This window comes from Parasphingopyxis sp. (genome assembly GCF_028279465.1).
Taxonomy (GTDB): domain Bacteria; phylum Pseudomonadota; class Alphaproteobacteria; order Sphingomonadales; family Sphingomonadaceae; genus Parasphingopyxis.
This window is the reverse complement of sequence record NZ_JANQNS010000015.1, coordinates 730,818-745,897: the sequence shown is the minus strand read 5'-3', so window position 1 is coordinate 745,897 and position 15,080 is coordinate 730,818. Positions and strand designations below refer to the sequence as shown.

Annotated in this window: 4 protein-coding genes; all 4 read right to left on the bottom strand. The window is 62.3% G+C overall.

Annotated features, from left to right (window positions below; translation table 11 throughout):
- Positions 1-321: 321 nt before the first annotated feature.
- A complete protein-coding gene (locus Q0974_RS13135) occupies positions 322-10,437 on the bottom strand; it encodes a hypothetical protein (RefSeq protein ID WP_299328332.1) in 10,116 nt (3,371 codons plus the stop codon).
- Positions 10,438-10,491: 54 nt separating this feature from the next.
- Positions 10,492-12,243, bottom strand: a complete 1,752-nt coding sequence (locus Q0974_RS13130) for a ShlB/FhaC/HecB family hemolysin secretion/activation protein (protein ID WP_299328329.1) — start codon at positions 12,241-12,243, stop codon at positions 10,492-10,494.
- Between the two features lie 67 nt (positions 12,244-12,310).
- On the bottom strand, positions 12,311-13,039 hold the full coding sequence (locus Q0974_RS13125) for a hypothetical protein (protein WP_299328326.1): 729 nt from the start codon (positions 13,037-13,039) through the stop codon (positions 12,311-12,313).
- Positions 13,020-15,056: a CHASE2 domain-containing protein gene (locus Q0974_RS13120; protein ID WP_299328323.1), complete on the bottom strand. Its 2,037-nt coding sequence runs from the start codon at positions 15,054-15,056 to the stop codon at positions 13,020-13,022. The genes Q0974_RS13125 and Q0974_RS13120 overlap by 20 nt, the downstream gene beginning before the upstream one ends.
- Positions 15,057-15,080 lie beyond the last annotated feature (24 nt).

The window sequence follows — 15,080 nt, the reverse complement described above, 5'->3', positions numbered from 1 at the left end:
AGCGATGCCGACCTGAGGCAGTCAGGTCAATCGTTTCGCGACAGAGTCCGCCGCGTTAGGGCCTGTACTCACACATGAGGCGGCTGCGGCGTCCAAATGGCGAACATATCGGGCCGAAAGGCGCGCCGCGAAAGCTTATTGCCTTTGCAAGCGGCTTTTGGTTCGAGATGGAAGCCATTTGGTCGTCCCTGCGGGATTTGACCGAAATGGCTCATTGCTGCGTCCGAAAGTCTTGAAATATTGACATATTCCTGTGCCTTTCCTCCTTGCACTGAGCCATTTCGCTTCAAACCGAAGCCGCCTCATGTGTGAGTACAGGCCCTAATCCTCGAACCCGGCCTCGCCGGGGTTTCTGATCCATAGGTCTTCGTTGCCCGATCCGGTGACGGGATCGTCGATTACCGGCCCCTCGCGGTTCGGAATGATATCAACCGTTTCGATCAGCGGCGCGACAGGCTCGCCCGCATTTTCGGTTTCTTCCTCTTCGATCTCCTCTTCGATGAGTCCCTGGACGGGCTCGAGCGGCTCGTCCGGGACGCTCGGTGGCGGAGGCGGAGGTGGCGGCCCCGGAGGAGGAGGCGGAGCAGGCGGCGGCGGAGGTGGCGGAGGTGGCGGAGCGGGCGGAGGTGCGCCCGTGCAGTTTACCGGGTCGGTGATTACGCACCCATTGATCGTCGAAGCAGTATCGAAGGGGCCGGTGATAACGGTCTGGGCGATCATATCGATGCCCGTGATCGTCGTGCCGGTGCTCAACTGCTGGATGCCGTTGATCACGATGGCTGACGGGATACCGGTTGCGCCGCCCGCGATGGACAGCCCGCCATCGCCGACCAGGAAGCCGCGCCGATCGTCGAAGTCTGTGCCGGATGCGCTGTTCTGGATGTAGAGACCATCGAAGATCGAGAAGGCGATGGCGCCGGCCTGGAAGAAGCCGTCGTCGCGTACGATGCCGTCATTATTCGCAAGCCGGGCGTCGATATCGAAGACGCTCGCGCCAGCAATATCGGCGACGGCCGCGTCTGTCGCTGCCGTGATCGTTCCGGCGGCGAGCGAGAGTTGCCCTGCAAGCCCGCCATTGGCGTCCCGCAGCGCGATATTGCCACTGACCGCGTCGACGCGGATATTCTGATCGGCATTGAGGGACACCGTGTTCCCGTTCGTCGCGCCGTTCAGGGCGAAGGCGCCGTTCACGCGCATATCGCCCTCTGTCGCGATGGAGAGAGTGCCGCCAGTCCCGATGATCCCGTCCTGACTGCCGCCCGCGCCGCTGGCGACGTCGAGCGACAGGTCTTCGATGATTAGCGACGGCCCGCCCGTCGCGGCGATGAAGGAGAAGATGCTGAGATCGCCGCCCGAGAAGATCCGGGTGAATTCATCCGCATCGAGGCTGAACACACCGGCGGTACCCGTCCCGCCGAGCACCGTGCCAGTAGCCGATGTGCTGAAGATTTCGATATTCTGGGTGAAGTCCGACTCACCGAGCTGCCCGGTCGAAGCGATATCGAGATCGCTGCTCGAAGTCGAAACCACAAGGCCAGACGCCAGCGCATTGATGCCCAGCAGGCCGCCAGCATCGAGGAAGAGCGTGCCCGCGGCGACCGTATCCGCATTGACGAACGCATCGCCTGCCGCGGAAATGGTGATATCGCCTGCCGTGCTCGTGATGGTCTGCGGCGCGACCGATGCGAAAGCGATCGGCGCGCTGGAGGGCGCGGCGACCGTTGCGTTGACGTTGACCGAACCGCCGGTCGAGACCAGCCGGATGTCGCCGGTCGCCAGGGCGCCGTCCACGTCGAGGCCCGCGGTCGTCTCGATATCGATCGATCCGGCGCTGGCTTCCGCGCGCACCGACAGATCGTTCAGCGACCGCAGGAAGACGCTCTCGCCGAAGGCGAACAGCCGGTTGGTGAGATCGATATCGGTCTCGACGCGGATTGCGCCGTTGGTCGATGTGATTTCGCTATCATTGCCGGTTAGACTGCCGATCGTGATGCCGCTCTCGGCATCGATGCGGACGAGACCTTGGCCGGTTTTTTGCGCGATTATGTCGTTTACACCCACCGAACCGGCAGTGCGCAGGATCACGTTCGTTGCGCTGTCGATCGTGTCGGCCAAAATATCACCACCGCTCGTGCTGGTCAGGCGGATGTTCGCGCCAGCAACAGCATCGGAGAAGGCGATGTCGCCGTTCGTCACGATCGTAATCGCGCCGCCGGCGCCCAGCTGGTCGCCGCTAAAGCCGCCCAGTCCGCTCGCAAGATCGATCGTGCTCGTCGCGTCAAGATCGCCACCTGCGATGCCGTCGCCGGCGTTCATATCGATACTAGCGGCGCTCAGGCTGCCGAAGCCGATACTGCCCGTTGCCTCATAATCGGCCGATCGGCCGACTGTGATCGCACCGCTTCCCGTTATGTCACCGGCCGTAGCGGCGACGGTCAGAGTGCCGCTGATCGATCCGCTGTCCAGCCGCACCGACTGGCCCGAAATCTGGTGCGTAAAGCCAAGGATCGTTCCGATATTCGCGGCGCCGGTTGCGAGAACGTTGGCGGAATTTGAGTCTATGGTGCCGATCGTGACATTGGCCCCGTCGACATCGACGATATCGATCGCCTCGAGCGTATCCACGTCGATATCGCCACCGGCGTTCAAAACGATACGGTCGAATATGCCGCCCGTACTCGTCGGCGAGAGAATGCTCGTTCCGTTGATCGCACCGCCAGCCATAAACTGCGTATCGCGTGCCGTGACCGCGCCGAAGGCGATATCGCCGCCGGCATTCACATCCAAAAGGCTGGTGATGAGGGCATCGCCGAATGTGACATTGCCGGCGGCGTTGAAAGTCGCGTTGCCGGCCGCGACATCGCCTGAAACAATATCGCCAGTCGTCGCCGTTACAGCGACCGCGTTGGCCGGGTTGACGTCGATCAGGCCGAGCGCGACGGAGGTGCCCTGGACTATGTGCGTACGGCCGAGCAGGGCGCCGGTATCCACCGCGCCGGTCCCGAGCACATTGCCGTTATTGGTTTCGAGAATGCCGATTGTGATCGCGGCTCCGTCGACATCGACAATGTCGATTGCGGTCAGATTGCCCACGGTCACATTGCCGCCGGCATTGAGGACGATCCGATCGAATATGCCGCCGGTGCTGGTCGGCGAAACTACGTCCATGCCGGTAATCGCGCCCGCGGCCGTAAATTGCGTATCGCGGGCCGTGATATTGCCGAAGGTGATGGCCCCGCCGGCCGTCACGTCGAACAGGCTCGTCACGACCGCATCGGCCAGATCGACGTTGCCAGTCGCGGTGAAAGTGGCGTTGCCCGCCGTGATATTGCCGGATGTGATGGTACCAGCCGTCGCGTTTACGGTTATCGCATTGAATGGGCTGATATCGATCATGCCGAGCGCGACGGAACTGCCTTCGATATCATGTGTGCGGCCGAGCACCGAGCCGATATCTACCGCGCCGGTGGCCGTAACCGTTCCGGAAGAGGTGTCGAGCGTGCCGATTGTGATCGCCGCGCCGTCGACATCGACGATGTCGATCGCGGACAGGTTGCCCACGGTCACATCGCCGCCGGCATCGAGGACGATACGATCGAATATGCCGCCGGTGCTGGTCGGCGAAATCACGTCCATGCCCGTGATCGAGCCTGTGGCGATAAATTGCGTGTCGCGGGCTGTGATATTGCCGAAGGTGATGGCACCGCCGGCCGTCACGTCGAAATCGCTCGTCACGACAGCATCGGCGAGATCGACATCGCCGGTCGCTGTGAAGGCGGCGTTGCCCGCCGTGATATTGCCGGATGTGATGGTCCCGGCTGTCGCGTTTACGGTTATCGCATTGAACGGGCTGATATCGATCATGCCGAGCGCTACGGAACTGCCTTCGATATCATGTGTGCGGCCGAGCACCGTGCCGATATCGACCGCGCCAGTGGCGGTGACGGTTCCGGAAGAGGTGTCGAGCGTGCCGATCGTGATCATGGCGCCTGTCACATTCACGATGTCGATCGCCCTGACCGTGCCCACGGCAACATCTCCGCCCGCAGACAGGACCACGCGATCGAAGATACCGCCTGTTACATTGGGTGAGATGGCGCTTATGCCCGTGATCGCGGCGCCAGCGGTGAACTGGATATCGCGGCCGATCATATCGGCAAAGTCGATCGACGTGCCTGCATCGGCCGTGAATGTGCTCACGGCGGTGCCATCGGCGAAGCGGATCGCCTGCGCAGCGTCGAGATCGATGTTTATCCCGGCATTCAGATCCCCGACCGCGATGTCGGTGGCGGATATGGTGATATCGCGGCCCGTTGTGATGCCGCCGCCGGTTGCTGCGCCGTTATTGGCCTGCAAACTAACGTCGATTGCGGCCGTGAGATCGCCGAAACCGACATTGTCGCCCGTCAAAGCTATGTTCAATGCGCCGGTGGCCGATCCCAGGAAGACATCGCCCGTTCCGCCGCCTGCCGCAGTCAGCGTGATGTTCTGGTTTGATGGCACCGAAATAGTGCCGAAGCTGATATTGGCACCGGCATCGATATTGACAGCGATCGCGTCGCCCTGCGCATAGCTACCGACATCGATACTGCCGGGGACGCTGTAGAATGTCTCGTTCGCGCCGCCGATATCGGCCGCCGTCGTCAGTTGTCCGCCCGCGTCGATGCTGGCGGCGACTAGGTCGGCCCCGACGGTGACGCCAACATCATTGACGCTGACGAGATTGCCGGTGCCCAACAGGCTGCCGCTTGTCGCGAAAATCTGCAGCGTATCGCTCGAAATCGTCGTATCGCGCAGATCGATATCGCCTTCCTGGCTTTCGATCCGCACTTGATTGGCGGCGGTAAAGCTGGAGGCGATGCCGCCGGTGCCGATGATTATGCCCGTCCGCGTCGTGATCAGGATATCGTTCGCCGATACCGATCCGCCTTCGAGCACGAGGGCTACAGGGACGCCAAACTGACCGATTTCGACCCGATTGTCAGCAGAGATGGCGCCAAGGCACATATTGCCTTCAAGACAAGGAGCGCTGAGCAGGCCGGCATCGTCCGACTGGCCGATCGCCGCGATCGCCGCATTGGAAGGGGCATTGTTGATGTCGGCGCGTATAGAACCGCCGGCGATCGTCCCATCCGTGCCATCGATAGCGTCGGCGGTTAAAGCGACGGCAAAAGCATTGGCGTTTATATCGCCTGCATTCACGATCGATGCGATTGGCGTCAGCGGCGGGCCGGACAGGAGGGTAACAAGATCCCCAGCGTCGAGCACAAGGTTGTTTTCGGTGAAAAAGGGTAAAAGCAAATCCGGCGCATCAGCCGGGTTCACCCCGGCCTCGATTATTGCGCCTGTATTGACGATGATATCATCGCCGGTCGACACCTCTATGCCATTGTCCGACATCACATTGGCGCCGGTCTGGAATATTGCGCTGCCGCCGGCGAATATGTCGACAAAGCCGGTTGATGTCACAGTGCCAGTCACGACCGCGTTGAAATTCGGATTGTAGGAGCCGCTCGTCAAAACGGGATCGTAACCGGCGCGGATTTCCACGCCTGAAAGAATCTGAGTTCCGAACGTGATGGGAGCCGTGATCGGTGGTCCGCTGACGGTAGCATCGTTCAGCGTCGCGTCCTGGAGCGCGGAGAGCAGAATATTGGTGACGGCGCGGAGATCGTTTGCCGACGCATTCTGCTCGGCGCGAATGCTTATTCCGGGGCCAGCGTTGATGATCGCGCCTGCGGAGCTGATGAAATCGAGCTGTGCAGTAGCAGTAAAATCGCCGCCCACATCGATCGAATTGACCGGCGTCGTGTTGTTCGTGTGGTCGACCAGGATATTCTGGTTGCTGTTCAGCGTTGCGTTGCCGCCGACGGTCATCTGCCCGTCGCCATCGAACGCATATTCGATATTGCCGGAAACATTGACCGTTAGGTCACCGAGAATGCTGACAACACCGCTATTGCCGCTGACGAAGAAGCCGCCGAGGAGTGCGGACGCCGAACCGATAGGCGGCGTGGCTACGGTTGTATCGAAGGCGTCCACGGTCAAGCTGTCGAGGGTGATCAGGCCCGCGGGGTCGGTCGAACTGTCGGTAATCTCGATCCGCCCGCCAGCGCCGGCACCCGCGACCGGGCCGCCGCCGCCTGTGCCATTGGCGATGATCGACACATTGGCCAGGGTCACTATGCCCGGGCTGCCTTCCTGTACCTCGATGACACCGATGCCGCCTGTTCCGTTTCCGCCAGAACCATCGGCGCCGCTGGGTCCGAATGCACCGTAAGTGCCACCGGCGCCGCCATCGCCAGCCAGTCCCGCTGTTGTGATAGTAAGGTTGTTGCCCGACACGGTTCCGCCTTGCGCCAGTATCCGTGCGGTGCCGCCAATGGCATCGCCGCCACCGCCGCCATCGCCGCCGCCGCTGTCATAGCTATATCCACCGCTTCCGCCATCGCCGCCGGTGCCCGTACTGGTCATGGTGAAAAGGGCCGGCGCCAGCGTAATCGTGCCCCCGGTCCGTGCGATGATTTCGACCGTGCCGCCATTCGCATCGCCGCCGCTTCCGCCATTGCCGCCCGGTATGCCGCCGCCGAACGTACCATAGCCACCGATACCCGCTCCGCCCGTAGCATTGGCTTCGAGCTGAATTGACGCCAGATCGATACTGCCACCTGCACCGCTGACCTGGAGCGTTGCTGTGCCGCCGGTCGCCGCACCGCCATCACCGCCAGCGCCCCCGACCGCATCGGGACTGCCGCCCGCACCGCCAAGGGCGTTGGCGACGATCGTCGGGTCGTCGAGCGAAACCTGCACATCGTTGATATTGATCGCCGCACTGCCGCCTGTCGCATCGCCGCCGGTTCCGCCATCGATGCCGCTGCCGCCCGCGCCGCCGGTCCCGTTTGCCGAGACGATGTAGACGGGGTCGGTCAGATCGTTCTGATTGAGGTTGATCGTCGCGGTTCCGCCCGTTCCGTCGCCGCCATCGGCGCCGTTTTCGCGCGCATCGCCTATGGTCAGGCCGAAGTTGGAACCTCCGCCGCCGCCCGACCCGTCTGCGGAGACAGTCAGGGTCGCGAAAGTCAGCGTGCCGGCCGTGTTGTTGAACACGGCGTCACCGCCGGTGCCGTTGCCGCCTTGCCCGGGCGTACCACCGGGTATTTCTACACCCAGGATGTCGAAGGTCAGAAATGCGTTGCCGCCCGAGCCGCCGAACCCTTCGGTCGAAACGATCACATCGGTGGCATCAATCGTCGCAGCGCCATCGAGGTTGAATGTGGCAGAGCCGCCAAGGCCGTTCCCGCCATCGCCGGCGGAGTTACCCAAAGCGCTACCGCCTTCGCCGCCGCCGAACAGGCTGTTACCGGTGGCCGATACCGTCAGAGTGTTGGTGACTGTCAGCGATCCTGAAATCGCGTTGAACGTCGCGCTGCCACCGATTCCGTTTCCGCCGCTGCCGCCGAATGTGCCTGTGGCGATATCGCCGAAAGCGCCGCTGCCACCAGAGCCGTTGGCCGTCACACTGAAATTGGTGAGGGTGGCACTGCCGCCATCGAGGTTCATGGTGACATTGCCGCCCGTGCCGTCGCCGCCATCGCCGGCCGAAACGCCGGTCATAAAGGGTGCGCTGATACCGCCCGGGATTAGTGGCGCCGCGGTGGCGGATACCAGTGGTGCGGGCGTCACCAAGGTTGTGGGTGGAGCGCCGCCAGACAGACCGCCGCCGCGGCCGCCTTCGCCGTCGGCGCTGACATTCAGACTATCGGCTGTGAAAGTGCCGCCAAGCAGGTCGAACGTAATACTGCCGCCGCGGCCGCTGGCTCCGTCGCCCACGAACGGATCGCCTTCAATGCCGACATCGACGCGTCCGTCGCTGCTGAAAAAGACATCGCCCAGGTTCATGACACCGGCCGCGCCATCGACGGTTATCGTGATCGTCCCGCCAAATCCGCCGCTGTCGAAGAAGCCGGCGGCCGGGTCGAGATCGCCATTGCCGAGGCCGTTGGCGCTGACCGACAGGAAGTTTGCGAAATCGATGGTGCCGCCATCGGCCGTGAGCGTTATTTCGCCGCCAAATGCCGATGTACCGCCGACATTGGTCGAGGCTGCACTTGCGTTAAAGCTGCCGCTATTCCCGCTGATCGATCCACCATTCGTGGCGGTGACGTCGATAAAGCCACCTTCGCGGACGCTGCCATCGCCACTCGGGCCGCTTGGCCCCCCAGCAGGCTCGCTGATCGCGAAGACGGAAATATCGTCGAAGCTGATCGAACCATTGTCCGCGGTCAGGTCGAACCGGCCACCATAATTGGTCGAATTTGGCCCGCCGTCGATCGACCCGACATCGACGGTGATGTTGTTGGTGACATCGATGACGCTGCTATCCGATACCGCGATGCGGGCCTGGCTCTCATTGAAGAAATCGACGATCCCATTGGACACGGCATTTATCGACAGTGAATCGCCGACCGAGAAAGTCGAACTTCCCCCCACGCCGTCGGAACCGGAAACGTTGATCGTGACCGCACCGCCGGTCACAAGGCCCCGCCCACCATCGCCGTTTCCGGATTGCGCATTCGCGTTGAGGAATACGGATCCCGCTACGTCGAGCGTGCCGCCCTGGGTAATGTTGATCGAGATACTGCTGCCATCGATATCCTCGCCAGGATCGCCGGGGGTGAATGTGTCCTGGCCGATCGTGCTGACGGTCGCCGTGAGATCGCCGCCAATCGACACCGTGCCGCCAGAGTCGACGGAAATGTCGATGAAATTATTGCCGACATCCGATGGCGTCGAAAGGTTGACGTCGCCGCCGATATTGACTGTGCCGCCCAGAAAATTGCCGAACACCACGCCTTGGTTGCCGCTGCCCAACAGCGCACCGGCGCTAAGATTGAGGTCATAGTCGAGATCGGTCGTCAGCGTTTCGGAACCGCGCGCCTGCGCGATGAGCTGCGCGCTGGCGGCAATCGTTGTGTCCGCGGTGAACGTCGTGTCCGCTGCAACCGCGACCTGGTCGCCCAAACGCACGCTCGCCCAGATATCGTTAACCGGAGTTTGGGAAACGAAGGGCCTAGGCGTCGATGTGCTGCCCCCGACGGAGACGTTATAGCCGGCGCTGAGGACCACATTGCCGTTGACGAAGCGCGCATCGGCGGCCGGGTCATAGCCCATACTGCCCGACACCAGCATCGTAATCGCGTCATTCTTGGGGACCGCGACCATATAGATGGCTTGGGCGTCTGGGTTGGTGATCGCGCCGGAGACGGGATCTTCGACCGGGGCCGAGGCCGGGCCGGTCGTCGTGCCTGTATGGACGATGCCGTTATCGTCGTTGAAGTCGGTCGGCGTATCGCTGCCGTCCTCGGTACCCACAGTGACGGCGATGTCGAACAAGCCGTTATTGATCGTCAGCACCGCCTCTTCGGCCGCGACATAGGCGACCGAACCATTGGCCGTGACCGTTCCGCGCTGTTCGACGCGCGGTGCGACCATCGCGACATAGCTGCCCTCTGTGATGGCGTTGATCTGAGCGCCAGACTCGATGACAATTTCCGAATTCGGATTGCTCACCCCGGTAAAGGAGATGCCGGCAGAGGCATCGAGCCCACCGCTGGTGTCGATATCGCTCGTGGTCAGCAACAGGCTGCCGACATTGAAGGTGGCCAGCGAACTCACCACGATGCCGCCGGGGTTATAGAACCAGACTTCGCCGCCTCTTACGCCGTTCACTCGGCTTTCTACCGTCCCGTTGAAAACGATACGGCGACTGAGATCGTTGGGTATTATACGGTTCAGGACCACATAATCGTCTGCGTTATCGTATCGTAGCAGGCGCCCCTGGGGCAGAAACTCGATATCGCCCGTTCCGGCCGTGTCGAAAAGAGTCCAGTCGATTATGGCCTCGGAATCGAACAGGAACACATTGTCCAGCGCGGCGGAACTATTGAAACTGCCATCGGCATTCGGAAAAACAGGCGTGGCTTGGACGCGCGTGTTTGCGGGCAGCATCTGCGGCTGATTGAGGCCGGGCACGAGTGCCGGCGTGCTGATCCGGATATTCTCGAGGCCCAGATCGGTGGGCGGGGTGTGCGGGATATTTTCCACGATCATGCCGCCGGGCGGAACATGCGGAATATTCTCGACGATCATCGTCGCGGGCGGTGCATGAGGAATATTTTCCACCATAGTCGGCGCTTGCGGCCTGTGCGGAATATTTTCGACAATCATCGGCGGCCGGGGCGCATGCGGGATATTCTCGACGATCATGCCCGGCCGCATATGCGGCGCGTTTTCGACGATCATCGAACCGCGCGGCGGCATCTGGGCATGGGCTGGGGCAGCGATCCCGGCCGCGCTGATCAGGGCGGCCGTCGCGCAGCCATAGCGGAATTTGGCGGAGCGGCGGATGCGGCCTCTGGCTGGTCTCGTGTCGGTCATCCTCATCTCATCCTCTAGCATCCCGCTCGTTTCGCGTCGCCCCATTGCATCATTCTACCGCGCGAACCGCACGAGCAGGGACAGCAGCAGCCTGGGATCCGGCGTGCTCGTCTGGAAGTCGGTGCGGCGCAGCGGGATCGCGAATGTCGCGTCGAGCCGCGCCCGGTCGCCCCAATTGGCGCGGACGCCCACGCCGGTCGAAAACAGTTCGTCGCTGCCGCCGCCCAATGCCGGCGGATCCTCGTTATCCACCCATGCCGCGTCGAAAAAGCCATAGGGTTGCACGGCCCAGCTTTCGAGTGTCCGGGGCAGGGCGGTGCCGTAGCGGATCTCGTAGCGGAAGCCGAAACCGCGATCGCCGATTATCGAGCCGGGGTCATAGCCCCGGCCGATCGTATAGTTGCCGGCTGAAAATTCCTCATAGGAGAGCAGCGGATCGCTCGTCCATTGGAGGCGCGGCTCGAACACGAATGCAAGATTGGGCACCGGACGAAACTCGGCGAGGCCATTCAGACGGAAGACGAAAGCATCCGCTTCGCCCGCTGCGCGCGCTTGCGGCACCGCGATGACGGGCGGCAATCCGGGTTCGCTCGCATCGAAAATATCGAAGCCTTGCCGGATTTCGCCCGAGATGCCGGCGCGCCAGCGCGGTTCGGCGGCGCTATAGCCGCCGCGCCCTTCGATACTGTCTCTGTCGGTCGTGAATAGCGAGAGGCCCGCATAGGCCACACGCAGCTTGTCGCGATTTAGTGGCGCGCCGCTAAACTCGATGTCCTGCTCGATAAAGTCGAAACCGGCCGAACCCGTCAGGCTCGTGCCCTGATCGAGAATGAACGGATAGCTGAGGTTGAAGCCGGCGACGAGCGTTTCGGTATCGAACGGGCTCGTGCCGCCGATCGTCGGGTCGTTCCAGGCATAGGTGAACTGCGCCCCGAACCGCAGCCCGTCGCCGCCGATCGCGAAGCTGTGCGCGGCGTTCAGCACGAACTGTTCGTCGAAATCGGCGCTCGAGAATATCGCCAGCGACGTGCTGTCGCCCAGACCCGTGATATCGTTGATCTGCGCGCGGATCTGGCCGCCCCAACGGCCGGTCGATTTCGAAGCGTAATTCTGGACATTGGCTTCGAGCACGAAGGGCGTGCGTTCGACGCGTACATCGCCGATGACCTGGCCCGGCATGCCCTCGGCGGGGCGCAGCGTGAGCCGGGTATCGAAGCCGGGCAGGTTGCGCGCCAATAACAGGCTGCGCTCGGCCTCGCGCTGGTTGAAAACCTCCATATCGGTCAGCGGTTCGAGATAGGAGGCGATCAGCCCTTCGGAATTCCCGGCATCGCCGCGCACCTGAATGCGCGACATCTGCGCCATCAGCACATCGAACCGGACGATGCCGTCATCGCCGATCTGCTGCGGGGGCACCTGCACGGCTGCGAGATAACCGGCCGAACGCAGGATTGAGGCCGCCCGGTCCCGGATTTCGCAGACGATGGCTATGGGCACGTCCTGCCCGACAAATTCGGCGAAGGCCGGCCGCAATGCGCTTTCCGGCAATCCGCGCAGATTGGCGAAGGTCGCATTGGTCAGCCGGAAGCGAATATTGGCGAATTGCGGTTGGGCGAGCGGGCAGGGTGCGCGTTCGATACCGCCTTCGACGGCGAGGCTTTGCGGCCGCTCGTCCTGAAGCGGAGAAAGCTCGTCGGGCTGGATTTCCTCGCGCGTCGGCGCGGGGTTGATCTGGGCATGGACTGTTTGGGGCGACACGGCCGCGACACCGGTCAACACGCATAACCCCAATATTCGTTTCGACATGCAGTCTACCCCTGACGCGCTATCGTTCTACTCTCCCTGTCCGCCGGGCGACCCCGCCGGCAATCGATCAGTCGCCGTCCGGACTGATCGTCTGATAGTTGGCGGTCATCGCCTCGAGCTGGACGTTGCACTCATTTTCCAGCAGCGCCGCGCCAAGAACCACCTGATCGTTCAGATCGCCTTCGATCGTCACAAATTCGATTTCCCGTTGAACAGGATCGCCGGTGATCTGTATTGTATAAATTCCACTCTGCATCGCCATGCCGTCCGGCCAGGTTTCCGAGAAATCGCCTTCCGGCAGCGTGACCGTCATGCTCTGGCCGTTGCTGGCCCGCGTAATGATGAGCGCCGCCGCATGGGAGGCGTTGGACCGCCAGAGCGAGATCGGCCGGCCATCGGCAATGCAGAAGGTTCCCGGCTGATCGATATCGACCTGCCACTCGGTGCGGCTTGCCGCGCCAATGGGCGTGAAGGTCCGGCTGGCCCCCGTCATGGCTACGCCGCGCCGTCCGTTCGTTCTGACGCCGCGCGAGGCGACCTGTTGGGTTCCACCAACGCGATAGCGGCCGGGGCTCGCAAAGCGCCGCGTGCCGTTGCTCGTGAGCACGGTGACGCGATCGCCGGCCCGCAATGTAATGATCCGGTCATCCGCCAGCCGGGTGCCGCGCGGCAGTTCCCGCCCGATTGCACCGCTCGATTGTGTTACCAGAACGTCCGCCATCGCGGTCCCGCTCATCGCGGCGAGCGCAACGCCCGCCACCGCGTAAAACGCCGATTTACTTGCCTTGTAGAACATAAGTCCCTCCTGGTTCGGTCGTGATCAGGCGATTTGCGAAATTTTGCAATGCCGCGTCGTCGGGGTTTTCGGCCGCCAACTCGGCAATTTTTTCGCGGGCCTGTTCATCTCCTTCTTCATATTCCCGGAAAAGCTTATCGACCAACGCGGCTGAACCTGCGGTGATTTCAAGCACAGGTTCATAGATTTTGACGGGGGTGGCCCGTCCCGACAGCGTGACACGGCCCAAACAGCGGAAATCCGCCTTTGTAACGCGCTCCACCGCCTCATAACTGGCCAACATTACCGTATCGGTCTGCTTGTTCGCGCTTTCGAGTCGCGCCGCCGTGTTCATGGCGTCGCCGAGTGCGGTATATTGGATACGCTCCTCGCCACCAAAATTACCAACGATCGCCTCGCCATAATGCAGGCCGACCCGCGTCCGGCCGATCGGCGGTACGCCGTCGGGCGCATTGTGGCGGAATTCCTCGCCGAACCGCCACATGGCGATGGCGCATTGCGCGGCGCGGTCGGCATCGTCGGACCGGGCGATCGGCGCGCCCCAAAAGGCGACGACGGCATCGCCGACGAACTTGTCGATGGTCCCGCCATAGTCGAGAACGATCTCGCTCATCTTGTCGAGATAATTGTTGAGCAGCCTCGCGACCATTTCCGGTTCGATCGCGTGGCTAAGCTTGGTGAAGCCCTCGAGATCGGTGAAAACGGCGTAGATCGCCCGCTTTTCGCCGCGCAGCGTCAGCCGTTCGGGGTCGTCCATGATCTGCGTCGCAACATCGGACGGCAGATATTTGTTGAGCGCGCCCTGCACATATTCGCGCTTTTCAGCTCCGACCGACCGGGCCGCCGCGCCGACCGTCATAAAGGCGATGATCCAGCCCGCGATCCAGCCGAAAACCGGCAGCATCTGGGTGTCGATCCCATTGCGGTGCAGCGTGAACGGTATCACCAGAATGAAGGCCGCCTGGATCAGGGTCAGCAGCGCCAGTTTCCACAAGCGGAGATCCAAAAGGCTCGTCAGCGCGGCGCAGAGGATCACGATCAGTGCCGTTAGCCACAATATCCATGGCGGAATTGGCTTGAACATGACGCCATCCAGCATCTGGGCCAGCATATGGGCATGGACTTCGACGCCCGGAATCGTCGCGCCATTGCTCAATCGCGAGAGCGGCGTTTCGAACTGGTCCCGATCGTTGAGGGCGGTGCCGATGAGCACATAACGGCCGGTGACGAACTCAGCGAAGGCCGGCGCCATTTCGGGGTCCGCGAAGAAGCCGATCGGTAGCTGCGTGAACACAGCGCCGCCCTCATAGAGCGGGATGCGATAGGCGATACTGCCGCGATGATCGCGATAAACGTCGTAGCCCGGCGCGAGCGCGTTGGCGATCACCGGCGGCAGATCGTCGGGCTGAATTGGCCAGCTGCGCGCGACATTGTCCTCATCGGCCGTCAGAACCACGCTGGTCGTGTCGACGGCATCGGTATCGGTTTGCTCGACGAAATCGGCAAGAAAATCGATCTGACGCGGCTGGAGTTCAAGCTGTGGGCTATGCTCGGGTGTGACCACCGGAACATAGGTCCGGTTCGTCATCGCGCGCAGCGTGTCGACGAGCAGCGCATCATTGGGTGTCGCCTGATCGATGATGATATCGATGGCGACGGCCTCGGGGTTCATCGCATCGATATTGGCGAGCGCCTGGGCGAGAATTTCCCGGTCGAGCGGTGAACGGACGCCGGTATCGATCAGCGTGTCCTCGTCATAAACGACGATCAGGATGCGCTCGTCCTCCTCGACCTGCTCCATGGCGTAGCTCGCGCGGACATCGAACAGGACGCGTTCGATCTCGTCGGTAAAGGGCATCACCCAGCTGTAGCGCGCCACGAAAAGCGCAATAAGCAGCAGGATTACCGTCGAAATGAACCGGGTCGGCCCGATCTCGCGCCGCGCACGCCGCCAGCGTTCGATCAGCGAGTCCCGGTCGGGCAGGCCATTGGCGGCAGGTGTATCGGTGTCAGCCATGAACCGCGATTATCCCCCAAATCG